Annotated in this window: 16 protein-coding genes; 10 read left to right on the forward strand and 6 right to left on the reverse strand. The window is 69.6% G+C overall.

The features are described 5' to 3' along the window. The first annotated feature begins 66 nt into the window (after positions 1–66). From ACQP12_RS14515 to ACQP12_RS14535, 5 genes are read left to right on the forward strand one after another with little or no spacing between them, the layout of a single operon-like run. Positions 67–954, forward strand: coding sequence for an ABC transporter substrate-binding protein (locus ACQP12_RS14515; protein ID WP_433288283.1), 888 nt, complete (start codon positions 67–69; stop codon positions 952–954). After that, entirely contained in the window at positions 951–1,901 is a 951-nt protein-coding gene (locus tag ACQP12_RS14520; protein ID WP_433288285.1) for an amino acid ABC transporter permease, read from the forward strand. Before ACQP12_RS14515 ends, ACQP12_RS14520 begins: the two co-directional genes overlap by 4 nt. Further along, positions 1,898–2,662 (forward strand): amino acid ABC transporter ATP-binding protein, encoded by a 765-nt coding sequence (locus ACQP12_RS14525; RefSeq protein ID WP_433288287.1) that lies wholly within the window; start codon positions 1,898–1,900, stop codon positions 2,660–2,662. The genes ACQP12_RS14520 and ACQP12_RS14525 overlap by 4 nt, the downstream gene beginning before the upstream one ends. Beyond that, positions 2,662–4,284: an N-acyl-D-amino-acid deacylase family protein gene (locus ACQP12_RS14530; RefSeq protein WP_433288289.1), complete on the forward strand. Its 1,623-nt coding sequence runs from the start codon at positions 2,662–2,664 to the stop codon at positions 4,282–4,284. The genes ACQP12_RS14525 and ACQP12_RS14530 overlap by 1 nt, the downstream gene beginning before the upstream one ends. 8 nt (positions 4,285–4,292) lie before the next feature. Continuing rightward, positions 4,293–5,063 carry a serine hydrolase gene (locus ACQP12_RS14535; RefSeq protein WP_433288291.1) on the forward strand — a complete coding sequence of 257 codons (771 nt, stop codon included), beginning with the start codon at positions 4,293–4,295 and terminating at the stop codon, positions 5,061–5,063. Here ACQP12_RS14535 and ACQP12_RS14540 read toward each other — a convergent pair. Then, on the reverse strand, positions 4,946–5,959 hold the full coding sequence (locus tag ACQP12_RS14540; RefSeq protein WP_433288293.1) for a LysR family transcriptional regulator: 1,014 nt from the start codon (positions 5,957–5,959) through the stop codon (positions 4,946–4,948). The genes ACQP12_RS14535 and ACQP12_RS14540 overlap by 118 nt on opposite strands. Before the next feature lie 389 nt (positions 5,960–6,348). Between ACQP12_RS14540 and ACQP12_RS14545 the strand changes: the two genes are divergently transcribed. Then, complete coding sequence (locus tag ACQP12_RS14545) at positions 6,349–7,536, forward strand: low temperature requirement protein A (RefSeq protein ID WP_433288295.1); 1,188 nt, start codon at positions 6,349–6,351, stop codon at positions 7,534–7,536. A 3-nt stretch (positions 7,537–7,539) separates the two neighbouring features. Here the strand turns inward: ACQP12_RS14545 and ACQP12_RS14550 are convergent, their stop codons facing one another. Further along, on the reverse strand, positions 7,540–8,724 hold the full coding sequence (locus ACQP12_RS14550; RefSeq protein WP_433288297.1) for a low temperature requirement protein A: 1,185 nt from the start codon (positions 8,722–8,724) through the stop codon (positions 7,540–7,542). Positions 8,725–9,212: 488 nt separating this feature from the next. Here ACQP12_RS14550 and ACQP12_RS14555 point away from each other — a divergent pair, with 488 nt between their 5' ends. Then, a complete protein-coding gene (locus tag ACQP12_RS14555) occupies positions 9,213–9,623 on the forward strand; it encodes a DUF2267 domain-containing protein (protein WP_433288299.1) in 411 nt (136 codons plus the stop codon). Positions 9,624–9,872: 249 nt separating this feature from the next. Here ACQP12_RS14555 and ACQP12_RS14560 read toward each other — a convergent pair whose 3' ends face one another. Further along, entirely contained in the window at positions 9,873–10,127 is a 255-nt protein-coding gene (locus ACQP12_RS14560) for a hypothetical protein (RefSeq protein WP_433288301.1), read from the reverse strand. 212 nt (positions 10,128–10,339) lie between these two features. Here ACQP12_RS14560 and ACQP12_RS14565 point away from each other — a divergent pair, with 212 nt between their 5' ends. After that, on the forward strand, positions 10,340–11,056 hold the full coding sequence (locus tag ACQP12_RS14565) for a hypothetical protein (protein WP_433288303.1): 717 nt from the start codon (positions 10,340–10,342) through the stop codon (positions 11,054–11,056). Between the two features lie 11 nt (positions 11,057–11,067). Then, positions 11,068–13,641, forward strand: coding sequence for an ATP-binding protein (locus ACQP12_RS14570; protein WP_433288305.1), 2,574 nt, complete (start codon positions 11,068–11,070; stop codon positions 13,639–13,641). 243 nt (positions 13,642–13,884) lie between these two features. Here the strand turns inward: ACQP12_RS14570 and ACQP12_RS14575 are convergent, their stop codons facing one another. Continuing rightward, positions 13,885–14,631, reverse strand: coding sequence for a hypothetical protein (locus ACQP12_RS14575; RefSeq protein WP_433288307.1), 747 nt, complete (start codon positions 14,629–14,631; stop codon positions 13,885–13,887). Positions 14,632–14,730: 99 nt separating this feature from the next. Between ACQP12_RS14575 and ACQP12_RS14580 the strand changes: the two genes are divergently transcribed. Continuing rightward, complete coding sequence (locus tag ACQP12_RS14580; RefSeq protein WP_433288309.1) at positions 14,731–15,327, forward strand: hypothetical protein; 597 nt, start codon at positions 14,731–14,733, stop codon at positions 15,325–15,327. A 154-nt stretch (positions 15,328–15,481) separates the two neighbouring features. Here the strand turns inward: ACQP12_RS14580 and ACQP12_RS14585 are convergent, their stop codons facing one another. Beyond that, positions 15,482–16,318, reverse strand: a complete 837-nt coding sequence (locus ACQP12_RS14585; RefSeq protein ID WP_433288311.1) for a class I SAM-dependent methyltransferase — start codon at positions 16,316–16,318, stop codon at positions 15,482–15,484. An 85-nt stretch (positions 16,319–16,403) separates the two neighbouring features. After that, on the reverse strand, positions 16,404–17,144 hold the full coding sequence (locus ACQP12_RS14590) for a hypothetical protein (protein WP_433288313.1): 741 nt from the start codon (positions 17,142–17,144) through the stop codon (positions 16,404–16,406). Between the last annotated feature and the right edge of the window lie 180 nt (positions 17,145–17,324).

Below are 17,324 nucleotides of genomic sequence, written 5' to 3' on the forward strand. Positions count from 1 at the left end.
TCGGGCTGTTCATGCAAACCGATCCCGGATATTGTCCCCGCCATCGTCTCAGGCAGGAGGTTTCCGGTGGTCAGGAAGCGTGCGCTTCGCATTGTCGTCGGTCTCGCCGCACTCTCGCTCGCCGTCACCGGCTGCGGCCGCTCGACCAGCGGCCAGACGCCGCAGGCCGGTGCCTCCGCCTCGGTCGCCGCCGACGCCAAGGCGGCCGACCTGGTCCCGGCCGCCCTCAAGGACAAGGGCGTCCTGCGGGTCGCCACCGCCGAGGGCTACCCGCCGATGGAGATGTACAAGGAGGGGACCCAGGACCTGATCGGCGTCGACCCGGAGCTGGCGGCGGCGATCGCCGGGCGGCTCGGCCTGAAGCTGGAGATGACCAACGCCAGCTTCCCCGGCCTGATCCCCGGTCTGCAGGCCGACCGGTGGGACCTGGCGATGTCCTCGATGAGCGACACCGAAGAGCGGCGCAAGGCCGTCGACTTCGTCGACTACTTCCAGGCCGGCGGCGCCATCATGGTGGCCAAGGGCAACCCGGCCGGGGTGAAGGACCTGGCGGACCTGTGCGGCCGCGCCGTGGTGCTCGCCAAGGGCAGCTCGAACCTCGCCATCGGCGAGAAGCAGAACACCTCGTGCGCCAAGAAGATGACCATCTCGCAGAGCGAGGACGCCCCGACCGGCCTGCTGCAGATCGACGCCGGGCGCGCGGTGGCCACCATCGTCGACTACCCGGTGGCCAAGCTGCTGGCCACGCAGAGCGGCAAGTACGAGGTGCTGGAGGCCCAGTACGAGGCCGGCCCGTGGGGCATCGCGATCGACAAGAAGGACAGCCAGCTGCGCGACGCCGTCCAGCGGGCCCTGCAGGAGCTGATCGACTCGGGCGATTACACCAAGCTCCTGGAGAGGTGGGGCGTGCAGGGCAGCGGTGTGCAGACCGCGACGGTCAACGACCAGAAGTGAGCACACCGGTGGACACGACCGCCACGGGCCCGGCCTCGGCCGGGCCCGCCGGCCCGGAGGTGAACCGGATCAGTCACCCGCTGCGGCCGGGGCGCTGGCTGGCCGCCGGGGTGACCGCCCTGGTCCTGGCCTGGCTGGCCTGGAGCATCGCGATCAACCCGAACCTGCACTGGGACATCGTCGTCAAGTACCAGTTCGACCGGGTGATCCTTCAAGGGCTCTGGGTCACCGTCCAGCTCACGGTCGCGTCCATGGTGATCGGTGTGGTGCTGGGCGTCGTCGTGGCGCTGATGCAGGTCTCCGACAGCCGCGTCCTGCGCGCCGGCGCCATGGCCTACGTGTGGTTCTTCCGCGGCACGCCGCTGCTGGTGCAGCTGATCTTCTGGTTCAACATCGCGCTGATCTTCCCCGAGGTCGGGTTGGGCGTGCCGTTCGGCGGCCCGAAGTTGATGACCTGGGAGACGAACACCCTGGTCACCGGATTCGTGGCGGCGCTGCTCGGGCTGAGCATCAACGAGGGCGCCTACATGAGCGAGATCGTTCGGGCCGGCCTGCGTGCGGTCGACCCCGGCCAGCAGGAGGCCGCGGCGGCCCTGGGCATGTCTCGCATGAAGATCATGAGGCGGGTGGTGCTGCCGCAGGCGATGCGGATCATCGTGCCGCCGACCGGCAACCAGTTCATCTCCATGCTGAAGACCACCTCGCTGGTCTCGGTGATCGCCGGCGCCGACCTGCTCACCGTCGCCCAGCGCCTCTACCTGACCAACTTCGAGGTGATCGCCCTGCTGATCGTCGCGTCCGTGTGGTACCTGGTCCTGACCACCGTCGCCAGCATCGGCCAGTACTACCTGGAACGCCGGTTCAGCCGCGGCTTCGGCGCCATCGCGCCGGGAACCCTGCGCGGGCGGATCACCCGCAACCTGCGCTTCACCGGGAGCGCCCGATGACCGCGCCCATGGTGCAGTGCCGGTCCCTGCGCAAGAGCTTCGGCCGGCTGGAGGTGCTGCGCGGCATCGACCTGACCATCGAACGCGGACGGGTGGTCTGCGTGGTCGGCCCGTCCGGCTCCGGCAAGTCCACCCTGCTGCGCTGCCTCAACCACCTCGAGGAACCGCAGGCCGGCCGCGTCTACGTCGACGGCGAACTGATCGGATACTCCGAACGCGGCGGCCGGCTGCGGCCCCTGCCGGACGCGCGGCTGCGCCGCCAGCGCGAGTCGATCGGCATGGTCTTCCAGCGCTTCCACCTGTTCCCGCACCGCACCGCCCTGGAGAACGTGATGGAGGGCCTGGTCGCGGTGAAGGGCGTCCCGACCGCCGCCGCGCGGCGGCGGGCCGCCGACCTGCTCGACCGGGTCGGACTGGCCGACCGCGCCCACCACTACCCGGCGCAGCTGTCCGGCGGGCAGCAGCAGCGGGTGGCCATCGCCCGCTCGCTGGCCATGTCGCCGAAGCTGATGCTCTTCGACGAGCCCACCTCGGCGCTCGACCCGGAACTGGTCGGGGAGGTGCTGGAGGTGATGAAGGACCTCGCGGCGAGCGGCATGACCATGATCGTGGTGACCCACGAGATGGGCTTCGCCCGGGAGGTCGGCGACCACCTCGTCTTCATGGACGAGGGCCTGATCGTCGAGCAGGGCCCGCCCCGGGAGGTGCTCGCCGCGCCGCGGCACGACCGTACCCGCGCCTTCCTGTCCAAGGTGCTCTGATGACGCGGCTGGACCTGCTGGTCACCGGCGGGCACGTGGTCGACGGCACCGGCTCGCCGGCCCGCCCCGCCGACGTGGGCGTGCGCGACGGGCGGCTCGTGCTGCTGCCCCCGGGCAGCGGCACCCCTGCCGAGACGGTCATCGGCGCGTCCGGGCTCACCGTCGCGCCGGGCTTCATCGACGTGCACACCCACTCCGACCTGCTCGCCGGGGACGACGCGCAGCGGGAGGTGCTGCGCCGGGCGCCGCTGCTGCAAGGGGTCACCACGGAGATCTGCGGCAACTGCGGCATCAGCCCCTTCCCGGTCCCGCCCCAGCGTGCCGAACCGGTGCGGGAGCTGATCGCCGCGACGTTCGGGCCACCCGCGTCGGCGTACGGGTCGTTCGCCGAGTTCGCCGACGCCCAGGGCGTGGCCCGGCGCAACCACCTGGCCGCCCTCGTCGGTCACGGCACGCTGCGCGCCGCCGTGGTCGGCTTCGCCCAGCGGCGGGCCACCCCGGCGGAGATCCAGGCGATGTGCCACCTGCTCGACGAGGCCCTGGCTGCGGGCGCCGCCGGCCTGTCCACCGGCCTGATCTACTCCCCGGGCGTCAACGCCGGCACCGACGAGGTCATCGCGCTGGCCCGGGTCGCGGCCGCGCACGGCAAGCCGTACGTGACACACCTGCGCGACGAGATGTCCCAGGTCGAAGCCGCACTCGAGGAGGCCATCGAGATCGCCACCGCGGCAGGGGCGGCGCTGCAGGTCTCCCACCACAAGACCGCCGGCCGGCGCGCCTGGGGCGCCACCGTCCGCACCCTCGCCCGACTCGAACAGGCGCGCGCCGACGGGCTGGACGTCACCTGCGACGTCTACCCGTACACCGCCGGCAGCACGGCCCTGCACGCGATGTTGCCGCCGTGGCTGATCGCCGACGGCGTGCCGGCGATGCTCGCCGCCGCCGCCGAGCCGGCGGTCCGCGAGCGGATCCGCCACGACCTGGTCGCCGGCGTGCCCGGCTGGGAGAACACCGTCGGCAACGGCGGCTGGGACCTGATCCGCGTCGCGTCCGCACCGAACAACCCCGACGCGCAGGGGCACACCATCGCCGACCTGGCCGCCGCGGCCGGCGTCGACCCCGTCGACTACGCCTGCGAGCTGCTCGCCGCCGAGCACGGCGACGTCACCATCCTCAGCCACTCCATGCACGAGGACGACGTACGCCGGGTGCTGGCCAGCCCCCTGACCATGCTGTGCTCCGACGGCGTACCGAAGGGGGGTCGCCCCCACCCGCGGTGGGCGGGCAGCTTCGCCCGGGTGCTCGGCCACTATGTTCGCGACGTGGGACTGCTGGACCTGCCGGGGGCCGTGCACAAGATGACCGGGATGCCCGCGGCCCGCTTCGGCCTGCGCGACCGAGGGCTGCTCGCCGACGGGTACGCCGCCGACCTGGTGGTCCTCGATCCGCAGCGGATCGCCGACGGCGCCACCTACGACGATCCGCTGGCGCCGCCGCACGGGGTGCGGTGCGTGCTCGTCGGCGGCCGGGTCGTCGTTAACGGCGGTGAGGTCACCGACGCGCGGCCGGGCCGGGTGCTGGCCGTACCCGATCGGCAGTCCGCCGCGCCGGGGCGGCGATGAGCCCGGCGGTGCGCATCGGGGCGATGGTGCGGCGCCTCGACGACGGCCACACCCTCTCGACCGACCCGGACCTGGTCCTGCCGCTGGCCAGCGTCGGCAAGGTGCTGCTCCTCGGCGAGGTGGCCCGCCGGCTCGCCGACCGGACCCTTGAGGCGGACCAGCCGGTCGAGCTGCTCGACGCCGACCGGGAGGTCGGCGGCACCGGCCTGCTCGGCCAGCTGTCACCCCGGCGGTGGACGGTCGCCGACCTGGCCACGGCGGTCGCCACGGTCAGCGACAACGCCGCCACCAACGCCCTGCTGCGGCTGGTGACCCTGGACGCCGTGCAGGACCTGGCCCGCGGCGCCGGGCTGCGGGACACCACCGTGCACGACCGGATCCGCGCCGCACGCGGCCCCGGCGTACCGCAGACCTTCGCCACCGGCACCGCCGGAGAACTCTGCGCCTTCCTCGCCGAGGTGGCGGCGGGGACCTGGCACAGCCCGCAGGCCTGCGAGCTGCTGCGCGGCTGGCTCGCCGGGAACACCGACCGCACGATGGTCGCCGACTCCATCGGCCACGACCCATGGTCGGGCGACGGCGTCCGGGTGGAGAACAAGACCGGCACCGACACCGGGGTACGCGCCGACACCGGCATCGTGTCCGGCCGGCACACCGTCGTCTACGCCGTGATCGCCGCGTTCGCGCCGGGGGAGGAGCGGGCCGCCGTCGCCGAACTGCGCCGCTGGGGTACGGCGGTCGACCGGCTCGCCGGACCCCACCGCTGCGACAACTCCTGACTGAGCGCCGCCGCCGCGTCGCGCAGCCGCTCGACGAAGCTGCCGACCACCGGGTTGGGATTGCCGGAGCGCAGCGCCACGCCGATCTCCCGGTACAGCTTGGCGTGGGCGAGCGGCCGCACCACCACCTGACCGGGGTTGCGCAGGCCGAGCGACGGCACCAGCGCCACCCCGACACCGGCCCGGACCAGGCCCAGCACGACCTCGTAATGGTCGCTGCGGCAGCGAATGCGCGGCGCGAAGCCTTCCGCCCGCGCCGCCAGCTCCAGCACCGACACCTCGCCCTGCACGCCGAGGGTGGTGATCCACGGTTCGGCGGCAAGGTCGGCGAGCCGCAGCCGCCGCCGGCGGGCGAGCGGATGATCCGCAGGAAGCACCACCAGCTGGGGGTCCACCATCAGCGGCTCGACCTTCGCATACGGCGATTCCTGCGCCGGGCTCAGCGGATGGTCGAAGACCACCACCAGGTCCAGCTCACCCTGGTGCAGGCGGGGAAGTAGCTCGTGCGGCTGCCCCAGGATCAGCGCGAGCTCGACCTGCGGATGGTCCCGGGTGAAGCTCGACAGCGCGCGCGGCAGCAGCTCGGTGCCCGCAGTGGCGAAGAACCCGATCCGCAGCATTCCCTGGCGGCCCTCGCCGTGTGCGGACAGCTCGTCGCGGGCGGCCGACATCAGATCGGAGATCTGCTGCGCGTAGTCCGCCAGGCGCTGGCCCGCGACGGTGAGCCGCAGGCTGCGCGGCCCCCGGTCCACCAGGGCCACCCCGGCTTCCTGCTCCAACGCGGCGAGCTGGTGGGAGACCGCGGACGGGCTCAGCTGAAGGCGCTCCGCGGCGGCGACGATGGTGCCGTGACGGGCGATCTCCAGGATGACCTGCAGGCGGGCGGTGTTGAACATCGGCGGGTTGCCTCCCTGGGGTCAGGACCCGGCGCCGCGTTCCCAGGAAGCGGTTGCCACACGGTAACGCCTCATGATGGTGTACGCCGTACACCATCCTCGGTGGTGAAGTGGCCGGCTGGACGGCTGACCAGTGGATGAAGGGATCTCTGTCTCGCCGCCGCCCTGTCCGACCTGTGGATGACCCTGTTCTGTCCGGGAATCGGAAACGCGTTCGGTTATCCCGACGGCGCCGCGCGGCGCCGAGGGCGGCAGTCATCGCTCACCGGGCCGTCACGAACCAAAGATCGCGCGGTAGCGGGGTATGAGGCCGATGGTGAGCCTCCGGCCGGGTCGGTGCCCGTAGCCTGTCCTCAGGCGAGGACGGTGCGGAGGTCCGGAGGACGTCGATGGTGACCGAAGGCGGCGCCGACACGGCGGCTCCGATCCCACGGGACCCCGGCCGCCCCGCGTTCCTGGAGCTCTTCTTCGACCTGACGTACGTCTTCGCCATGATCTCCCTGGTCAAGACGCTCGCCGACGACGTGAGCTGGACCGGCGCCGGCCAGACGCTGGTCCTGCTGCTCGCGTTCACCCTGGTCTGGGCGATCACCACGTGGGCCGCCGACACCCTGGACCTGATGCGGCCCGCGGTCCAGGTGCAGTTCATCGGCGTGGCGGCCGGCAGCCTGCTGCTGGCGGCCGCGGCACCCGACGCCTACGACGGGCGCGGCCTGCTCTTCGCGATCACCTACCTGGCGATCCACCTCGGTTCGAGCATCTACTACCTCCTGCTCGTGCCGAGCGCGGCCGAGCCGCGTCGCAGCGGCCGGATCTTGTTCTGGTACAGCATCGCCGCCATCGGCTGGATCGGCGGCGGGCTGGCCACCGGCCACACCCGCCTCCTGCTCTGGGCGGCGACCATCGCCATGGAGTACGTCGCCGCCTCACTCGGCTGGCCGCTGCCGAAGCTTGGAAGATCGCAGCCGCAGGAGTGGCGGCTGGTCGGCGAGCGGGTGGCCGAGCGGTACCGGCAGTTCGTCATCATCGCCCTCGGCGCGGCCATCTTCGTCATCGGGACGACCTTCACCGTGAGCGGCTACACCTCGGACCGGGCGTGGGCGCTCCTGGTGGTGTTCACGATCGTGGTGCTGACCTGGCGGATCTACATCTACCGGGCCGGCGAGCTGCTGACCGAGGCCATCGCGCGATCGACGAACCCGTCACTGCTCACGCAGTCCGCCGCGGTCACTCACCTGATCATGGTGGCGGGCATCGCCGGCATGGCGGTCACGAGTCACCTCGTCGTGATGCGTCCCTTCGGGCAGACGCCGCCCTCGTGGGCTGCGGTCATCCTCGGCGGACCGGCGCTGTTCCTGGTCGGTCGCGCGGTGCTGGACTACACGGTCTTCGGTCGGATATCCCGGTCCCGGCTGGCCGGGCTGGTCCTGCTGGCCGGCGCGGCGCCGGCCGCGAGCCTGCTGCCGCCGGTCGCGGTCGCGCTGCTCGCCATGAGCATCCTGGCCCTGGTCGCTGCGGCGAACCTGGTGAGCACCCACCGGCACGCCCGCACGCCGATGCCACCGGCGCTCCGGTGACCCTCACCCGGTCGGCACGGTCACCCGGACCGGCCGCGCGTGCGCGGGCAGCGTCTCCCAGGCCAGGATCAGCAGCAGCACCAAATTCGCCACGACCAGGATCGCCAGCGGCGGAAGCAACGCCATCACGGGGCCGATGACGCAAAGCACCACGATCCCCACCGCCCGGGACCAGAGGACCCGTCCGGTGACCACGGCGTCGAACAGGCAACTCCCGAGCAGGAACAGCGCCGGCCCGCCCAGGATGGCGGCGATCCAGGCAGCCGGAGCCGCACCGAACGGCCGGTCGACGACCAGCGAGACGCTGGTCGACACCACCAGCACCCCGGCCACCATCACCAGATGGCTGTACGAGGTGGAGGTGCCGGACCGGACCCGCTCCACCACTGTGACGGCCGGCGGTGCGAGCAGTTGCCGTACCCGCTGGAAGTAGAGCTGAAAGAGCACGACGGCGCTGGCGAACCCGACGAAACTCGTGGCCACCCGGCCGGCCTGGAAGCCGCTGCCGGCCAGCCCGATGCCGCCGCTCAGGATCAGCTCGCCGAGGGCGATGATGAAGATCTCTCGGTGCCGCTCGGACAGGTGGGCGCCGGTGAAGATCTGACTGGCCAGTTCCGTGCGACCAAGCTTCGGCGTCGGCCAGCCCAACCGGGCCGATCCGAGGTCGACCGCCACCGCGACCGACCAGAGCAGCAGCCGGGCCGTTCCGTGCACGAACACGCCGGCGACCCACGGCAGCGCCGTGATGCCCAACCAGAAGAACACCCGGATGCTGCGGGCCTGGATCGGGCGATTCACTCGGGTGCCGGGGATGAGGACGGCGTCGCGGACGAGATGGATGCCGAAGTACGCCGCGACGAGCAGCCAGCCGTACTCGGCGAAGGCGTACGGCACCGCGATCGCCATCAACAAGGTGCCGAACATGACCGCCAGGACGGTGGCCTGGATGACCGGCAGCCGCGGATTGAACAGATCGGTGAGCCACGCGGTCAGTACCCACACCCACCAGGCGGCCATCAACAGGACGGCGGTCTGGGCGGCGCCCCGCAAGGTGAGGTTCTCGGCCAGCCCCGCCGAGAGCCTGGAGAGCATGAAGATGTAGACCAGGTCAAAGAAGAGCTCCAGGAACGTCGGATATTCAGGCTCACCGCGGCGGCGAAGGATCCGGGGGAGCGGGCTGGGCCTCACGGGTCTGCCTCCTTCGGCACGCCCCTCGGGGGCGGAGGCACGCTTCTGTCGCCAACCTACAAAAGCGGAGGTCGCCAAAGAGCGGAAACGGACCAGCAGGGCGGAGCAATACACCGGTCATCGGCGCGACACCCCAGACCGTGGGCGATGCAATCCCACCGATGGCCGCCACGAGATGGCGGAGGTGGGCGATCAGGCCAACCAGGTCCGCCCGGTAGGTCCCGCGCGCGCCCTCCCGGCAGGCCCGGTCTGCAGCTGCGGGTGAGCTCGCAGCCGCGCTGGCGCAGCCTCGCCAACATTTCTCCCGCTCGTCCCGTTCCAACGGAATGCCGGCGGCGTCGCCGCAGGGCGCCGTGGTGATTCGCCCGATGGGGATGAGGCCGGATCACCCCGCGTCGAAGCAGGCTGTCGAGGTACCAGTTCGCACAACGAAGCGATGTGACGCGTTCCAGCCGTTCGACGGGGGATCGGCCGGGGAGGAGAATCAGGTGGAATACGAGGATTTCATCAATGCAGTGGCCACGCGGGCAAAGGTGTCGACCGATCAGGCGGCGACACTGACAAGCGTGACGTTGGAGACGTTGGCGGATCGGATCAGCGCCGGCCAGGCTGAGGACCTCGCCTATCAGCTTCCGGATCGACTTGCCGATCACCTGAGCAGACCGCTCGGAGGGGAAATGGCCACCGCGTTCGGGCTCGACGAGTTTGTGCAGAGGGTGGGGGATCGTCCGGGGGTCGACCGTGCGCTCGCCGGTGCCGGGGTCCGTGCGGTGCTCACCACCCTACGTGAGGCCGTAACCCGAGACGAGTTCGAGAATGCCATGGCCCAACTTCCCGAGGAGTTCTCGCAGGTGATCGAACCGGTGGGGGCCGGTGGCGGGCGGCGCCGCGGGTCGTAGGACGCAGAGTTGAAGCAGGAGCGGTCGGTACGACGCCCAGCTCCTGGGCGAGGTTGTGCATGCTCACGGAATCGACGCGTGGTCGGCGAGCGCGACGGCGGCGTGCAGCACCCGGTCGCGCGCGGCGAGGACCCGGCTTGCGCGCTGTCCACGTCGCTGCGCTCAATGTGGCCGCTTGGCGGGGAGCGACGGCATCGGAGGCATGCCATGATCGCCGCTCCCGGAGCGGCGATCATGGCGTGACGTGTGTCAGCTCGCGAAGGCCAGCATCGCATTGGCGATGAGGATGACCGCTTCGAGCCCGATCCCGACGGTGGCGCTGACGGGGAGCCGGCCCAGGCGGCGCCGCGCGTCCAGCCCCAACACGATCGCCGCGATACCGAGCGCGGCCGGCAGCCCGGACCGGTAGACGATGATGCCGGTGGGCAGGCCGAGGACCGCGAGCACCAGCGACCACACCGCGGTCGAGCCGGGCTTTTGCCGCAGGGCCACCCGCGCCGCCACTGCGAAGACGACCACCGCGGCGAGCAGGGCGATGCCTGCGACGGGCCGCCGGCCGTGCCGGCCCGGTCCTGCTTGGCCTTGGTGGCCCAGTTCCGCAGCATCCCTTGCTTGACGCCCAGCTCCTAGGCTGCGTCGCAGTTCGGACAGCCGGAGTTCAGCACCAGTGCCACAGCCTGGCGCCGGAACTCTTGGGGTTCTTACACGGTGGCACCATGCGGTTCCTCCTCCTCGGCAGGATGCCAGGTCAGGAGGTGTCCGGTCACGTCACCGACATCGGCGCCTTCACCCGGCACGGTGAAGACCGCCCGCGAGACATCACCGCTCCGCTGCACCTGCTGCCGGCACGCCGGCGCTATCCTCGTCCGCCTGACCCAGACGTGACCGGACCTGGTGGCCTGGGCACCCGACGAATCGCTTACTGCAGACGCAACCTCACCCAGTGGCAGCACAGCGGTCACAATGCAGTGGTGATTGTGCGCATCGGCAAGCCGTGGTGGATCGTGGGTCTGGTGGTCGGGCTAATCGCGCTAGCCGTGGCGCTGGCGCGAGCTGGGCTGGAGGACGCCGACCGTTGGTCCAGCGTGATCAGCATGTTTATCGGTACCACCGGGCTAGCCCTGGCTGTTTACAGCGTGGTCAAGGCGCGCGGTAGCTCGTCCGGGCCAACGAATCAGGTACACAACACAGTCACGGACGCCTTGGTGAAGGGGACAGCCCTGCTTGGCCGGGACGTGCGGCGCGTCGGCTCGGGCCGCCCGGCATCGACCGGGGCCGCGGCACGCCCCGAACAAGGACCGTCGGAGGTCCGCAACGAGGTGCGAGGCGGCACCTTCCACGAACCGTTAATCATGGGCCGTGACATCGAGGATGTCTCTCTGCCGCCGCCCACGTCCTCGATTGAAGGTAACGACTCGGGAACCGCGAAGTGAGATTCGATCGAGTGTCGAACAAGATCACCGGCGGGCTGTTCTTCAGCTCGGTGATCATGGGGCGGGATATCTCAGTCACGTTGCCAGCCGAGATCCGGCCGGCCTTGACTGGGCTGCCGCCAGCCTCGCCCGTGTTCACCGGGCGCGAGCATGCTGCGGAGGCCCTACGCGAAGCGTTGAGGTCCGACTGTCCCGGCGGCGTCCAGCTGGTGTCCGCGGTGGCCGGGATGGCCGGGGTCGGCAAGACCGAGCTGGTGCTGCACATCGCCCACGAGGTCCTTGCTGATGGATGGTTTCCCGGCGGCGTGCTTTTCGTTGACATGTTCGGCTACGACCCTGACCGTCGGGTTTCCGCCGAGGACGCTCTGGCGGGATGGCTGTCGGCGCTAGGGATCCCGGGTGAGCACATCCCGGCCGACTTGAGCGGCCGGTCCCTGCTCTGGCGCAGCGTCCTTGACGCCTATACCACTCACGACCGGCGGCTGCTGCTGGTCATCGACAACGTTGACAGCGAGGAACAGGTCCGTCCGCTGTTGCCTAGCGATGGCCGGATACCGGTGCTAGTGACCTCTCGGCACACGCTCGACTTGGACGCTCGGCTGCACGATCTGGATGTGCTGGGACAGGATGCCTCCACCGACGTGCTGGCCGAGGTGATCGGTACTCGTCTCGGCCCGGAGGATCCACGCCTGCAGGCGGACCACCGGGAAGCGCTGACCGAACTCGCAGGCCTGTGCGCGGGGCTGCCGCTAGCGCTGCGCATCGTGGCGGCGCTGCTGGTCGACCGACGTCAGCTACAGCCGCAGACACTCGCCGACCGGCTGCGGGCCGAACAGCACCGCCTGTCCGGCCTGACCCGGCAGCAGAAGGCCGTACGCTCCGCCTTCGACCTGTCCTACCAGCATCTCACCGTTCCGCAGGCGCGTCTGTTCCGGCTACTCCCCATAAATCCGGGGACCGACATCGCCACCATCGCCGCCGCCCACCTCGCCGGGCTCCCGGAGCATGAGGCCGCGGAACTGCTCGCCGACCTGCATCGGGCCCACCTAGTGACCGAACCAGCACCGGAACGCTGGAGCATGCACGACCTGCTCCGTCTGCACGCTGCCGAACAGCAGCGCACCAGTGACGGCGGTGAGGAAGCCGAAACCAGTCAGGCGCGGCAGCGGCTGTACCGCTACTACCTTTGGGCTGCTAGTGCGGCGAGTACGCATCTGACCCCAACTGCGGTGGCCGAGTCGCACACCTTTGCCAGCCGCGGCGAGGCCCTGACCTGGCTGGACAGCGAGCACGCCAATCTGATGGCTGTGGCGGCGAGCGCGCCGGCCTTCCGGATGACCGAGGTGACGATCGATCTCGCTCTGACCCTCGGCGAGTACCAAAGCCTGCGCCGCCATTTCGATGATTGGATCATCATCGCCACGCGGGCTCGGCACCTTTGTCATCACGTCGGTGACCGATCCCGCGAAGCTGCGGCGTCGAACAATCTGAGCATCGCGTATTACCAAGCTGGGCACTTCAGCGCGGCCGCGGAAGCCGCAACTCATGCTCAGCAGCTCTTCCATCAACTCGGCGATCAGCGCTATGAGGGCGCAGCGTGGGACAATTTGGGACTAGCGTTAACCGAGATGCAGCAATTCGAGGAGGCTGCCGAAGCATTCGGCAACAGCCTCGAACGGCTGGAGGAAGCCGGCGACCTACGCGCGACCGGCCGGGTGTGGAACGACTTCGGCATCGTCCTCCGCCAAACGAACCGCCTCGACAAGGCGATCGAAGTCAGCGCCAACGCGCGCGACATCCTCCGGATGGCTGGTGACAAACACGGCGAAGCTAAGGCGTGGGGCAACCTGGGCGGTGCTCTTGCCGAGAATGGACAGCCCGATGAAGCGGCAGAAGCACAGGCTAACGCGCGTAACCTCTTCCAGGAGGCGGGGGATCCGCACGGTGAAGCAGTGACGTCGAACGACCTGAGCCTCGCGCTGATTGAAGCCGGCCGTCCTGACGAGGCCGTCGAACCGGCTATCCACGCTCGGGAGATCTTCCAGCAGACTGGCGATCACCGGGGTGAAGGTCTGGCTTTGAATAATCTCGGCATCGCTCTAAATCGGCTGGGTCGGCACCGTGATGCCTACAAGGCCCACAGCACGGCCTACGACATTTTCGATCAGCTTCGCGATCGCCTCGGACTGGCGCAAACCTGGGCTGGCCTCGGACGCACGTTGTCCGGCCTCAACCGGCTCGATGATGCCATCGATGCACACGCCCGAGCTGGCTTAATCTTTGCAACGTTAGGGGATCGGTATGGCGAGGGGCAGGCGTACCGACAACTCGGCATCGTGCTGTTCGGCGCGGGCCGGGTCGGTGATGCTGTCAAAGCCCACCTTCAAGCAGGGAAGATCTTCCAGGATATTGGCGAGCGGCAAGAGGATGGTCTGACCGCGGGAAGCCTGTTCTTCATCCTGGCGGAGGAGGGACTTCCCGGCGCGCGTGACGTTGGGGAACACGCGATCCTCGCCTTGTCCGAGGGCGGCAAGCAGGATCTTGTAGCCGACATCCGGGAGCGCCTCGACAAGCTCCCCAGGTGACCGCCTCAACTCGGTCAACGGGAACGCGGGAACCAGCCGGCATCGTCGATGAGCGCTGCGATCCGCGACTCGAGTCCTGCAGCTGCGGGCACTCTTGAGTGAGCTGAGATTCTTAACTCTCTGCACTCACTTGCCGCAGATCGCGCGTCCTGGAGTGCAGCCGGCTGACGACACGATAGGCGCCCACGTATTGGCGCAGCCGAGTTCTTCGGCCGATCCGGGGCTGTTGAAGCGGCTTGCGGGCTACCGGGAGAGGTACGCCTTGATGCTTGTCGGGAAGCGCCCTGCAGCGCCCACCATGGCGGTCCGCGCCTCGCCGGTCACCGGCACCAGGGTGGTCTGCTTGGGCGGCACGACTATCAGGTCACCGACCGGTACGACCTGAGCGGCCTGCTGGCGCTGGTCTCCCTCGGGAACGGTCCAGATGATGTAGACCAACCGGACGCTCATTTGTTCGCTGTCGTCATTGCGCAGCGACACGGCGGTGAACCGGCTGTTGCGGTCGAGCACGCGGCCGGATTCGTCCACCGGGGTGACAACGGGCTCGACATGGACGGCTGGGGCCTCGATCGTCTCCGTGGTGAGCGCGGTCACGACCACGTCCTCGGCGAATTGGGCTCCCTCGCCTGTGAAGATCAGCACGTCGACACCACCGCCCGGTGGGACGACCAGGTTGCCCTGGTCGCTGCCGTAGACAGTGGTGACCTTTACGGCCGGTAGCGGGCTTCGGGTGGCGTCGAGCGCCGTGAACTGCAGCGTCGGGGCAAGCATTTGAGTGCTGTCGTTGTAGATGGTGAGCAGTTGGTTCATGTACCCGGCCCCGGTGGTGGCCGCGAACTCGAACCGCAGCGTGGCGTCGAGGTGGGGACGAGCGATGAGCCCGCAGCCGGCGAGCAGCAGCGTGGCCAGGAACCCGACGATCACCTTGAAGGATGCTGGCTCTGCGTGCAGACGCCGACGAGGGCGGGTTGCGGTCGAGGTGAGGAGCACCGCAGAAGGATACGGGCGGACGCATCCGCTGCGTTGACCCGTGGTGGGTTACGGCGGCCAACGGTCGATGCCCGGTGTTTAGGCAGGTGAGCGAGGTGGGTGACGTTGGCTCTGGAAGGAAACAGACACGTCGCCAACGGAGGAGGCGACGTCCTGATGGTGGGCGGCACGCCGGGACTATCACCCGGAAGCGAGCCGGCTGCGGTAATGCGCTCCCAAGGCCGCAATCATCTGCCGCCGACCGAGCGCCCACTCATCGGCCGCTACCGCCCCGACGGCGCCGATGAGCACGCACGGGGAGGGCCGCACGGCGGCATGCTGCGCCCGACGCGAGGGGCTTCAGCAGGAGAGGCTGTGACGGGCACTGACGGCAGTGTCGTTCGCCTGGAGCCGGAGTCCGGTGTGGTCATCGACGAGCCCTCGGAAGGCGCGATCTTCGAGGCGATGGGCGACCTTGACAGCCGCCACAACACGTTCCTGACGATCGAGCCACCTGGCAACGGCCAGGAATGGCACGTCGTCATTAGCAGCATCGACACCGGCGGCTTCGAGATCGAACTGCGCGACGCCAAGACCCGTGAGCACGAGCTGTACGTCTCGAATGACCGCAGCAAGATCGCCACGGACGTAACGATCTGGATTGCGGGTCGTCCGGCATTCGCCCAGCAACGTGCGGATCGTCTCGAGTCCGGGTGAGAGTTGGCATCGAAACCAGCCGGGCACAGCACACGGACGGCCTCGGTCCGGTGCGCGGATCTGCTGCGGTCCGGGCGCTACGGTGGGTGGCTTCCAGGCCTTGCGGACACCCGTGTCCGGTGCGTCGGTGAGTGCGGGGTGGCGCGGTACGTCCTCAGCGGTGCCAGTGCGGACGCCGTGCGCGAAGGAACGCCGTGGCCATCGTGCGCCGCGTTGGCGTGCCGGCCGCGGCCAGGGCGTTCATGTACGTGTCGAGACGCTCGCGTTCGTCGTCGGTCAGGGCGGCGACGATCGCTTCACCGTACGTGGGGAGCCGGGGGTTGGGCGCCACGCACTTGAGTGTTTCCGAGTCCCAGATCGGGTCGGCGGGTACGTCGACCTGGGCGCGGTAGTCCAGTTCCACCGCCTCGAAGCCGGCGGTCACCGCCCAGCCGACGAGGTCACGCTCGTCGAAGTCCATCATCGGTCGCGTGGTTTCCTCGGTGGTGCCCCGGTAGACATCGCGGACCTTGGCGATCAGGTCGTTCACGGGCGAGTCGCCCATGCCGAACAGATCATCGGGCCGGAGCTGCTCCACGAAGCCGTTGATGGGCTCGAACAGGGAGATCCGTCCGCCCGGCCGCAGGACCCGGAAGAACTCCGCGAAGGCGGAGGCCTTGCGATCGGAGTAGATGAGCACCGACCGAGTAGTCACGACGTCGACGGAGGCGTCAGCAATTCCGGCGAGATCAGCTGCACCGCCCGTAGCCACTGGCGGTGCGCCGGCACTCGTCGAGCACATCCAGTGAGACATCACAAAAATGACACGACCGTCCGGGCCCAGTCGATCCAGCGCGCCGAACCCGATCAGTCCCGTCCCGCAGCCCACGTCGAGGACCACCACGTCGCCGGCCGCAAGGCCAGCTCCCTCAAGGACGCCGTCACGGAACGCCGCCAGATCTAACCTGAGTTGGCTCACGGTGCCGCGCTCGTGAGGCCCGCGCTGCGTCACCTGCGGTGATGCCTGCAGGTGGGGCTGTTTTCACGCACTAACCGAATGAGTCAACTGGGTCTGACCGGCCAGCCGTCTGGCGGCCTCAGAGCCGCAGCAGCCCCGCGGCGAGCGACTCACGCAATCCGGCGGGCGGCTCCTGGTAGCCCTCGTCCCACAGCGCACCGGGAAAGCCGCCGGCGGCGAACGCAGTGTTGAGATCGTCGACGAACCAGATCGCGGGCCCCACCTTCCCGTCGATTCCGGGGCCGGGCAGGTCGATGCCGTAGGGCGCGTCGCCGCTGATGTTCGCCTTGTGGAGCTCGTCGGGCGCGTAGTCGAGCTGGAACGGGATGCCGGCGTCCCGGCGCGCGGTGTCCCTGAGGTACGCGGCGTGCTCGGCCTCGTAGTAGGAGCGCGAGCCGCCCCGCTCGGCCCACTCGAGCTGTACCACCAACGGGTCCGCGAGCACGCTGGCCGGCCAACCCGGCAATTCTCCGACGAGCCACACATCGCCCACCTGCCGGATCCACGCGCTGATCGTCATCGGGAACGGCGCGAACGTCACCTCCAGCCAGTCGGCCAGCGCGGGCGCGCCCGGCGACGGGGGAACGTGGGCGCGACGCGGCGTCCCCTCGTCGTCGTTCTCCTCCGCACGGAAGCCCTGCGCCTGCAGCCGCTCAACGAGCGTCTCGACGTTCCTGCGGGCACGGTCGGCGAACTCGCGCGCCACCGCCTCGGCGTCCTCGCGGTACGGGGCGTCGAAGACCTGTAGGCCAAGACCGCGCAGGTCGCGCCATACGTCGTCGGGATCGCCGGACACGTACCGCGCGTGGAAGCTCGCCATGGCCACCATCCTTGCAAGGAGCCATCAGCGTCGGCGGCGAGGTCTCGGTCACCGACTCAGCTGGCGATCCGCAACGTCATCAAGCAGCCGCGGCCGCTGCGCTCGGCGACCATCGCGATCAATGGCACGACACAGACCTCCGCCCCGCCATCCCCGCCGAGAAGCAGGCCATCATCGAGG

Source organism: Micromonospora sp. CA-244673 (genome assembly GCF_050948395.1).
Lineage (GTDB): Bacteria > Actinomycetota > Actinomycetes > Mycobacteriales > Micromonosporaceae > Micromonospora.

Bases quoted from the DNA above. Each gene is read 5' to 3' on its own strand.
- ACQP12_RS14525 (WP_433288287.1), top strand. From the start codon at position 1,898: ATGACCGCGCCCATGGTGCAGTGCCGGTCCCTGCGCAAGAGCTTCGGC.
- ACQP12_RS14530 (WP_433288289.1), top strand. From the start codon at position 2,662: ATGACGCGGCTGGACCTGCTGGTCACCGGCGGGCACGTGGTCGACGGC.
- ACQP12_RS14540 (WP_433288293.1), bottom strand. From the start codon at position 5,959: ATGTTCAACACCGCCCGCCTGCAGGTCATCCTGGAGATCGCCCGTCAC.
- ACQP12_RS14545 (WP_433288295.1), top strand. From the start codon at position 6,349: ATGGTGACCGAAGGCGGCGCCGACACGGCGGCTCCGATCCCACGGGAC.
- ACQP12_RS14565 (WP_433288303.1), top strand. From the start codon at position 10,340: ATGCGGTTCCTCCTCCTCGGCAGGATGCCAGGTCAGGAGGTGTCCGGT.
- ACQP12_RS14590 (WP_433288313.1), bottom strand. From the start codon at position 17,144: ATGGCGAGCTTCCACGCGCGGTACGTGTCCGGCGATCCCGACGACGTA.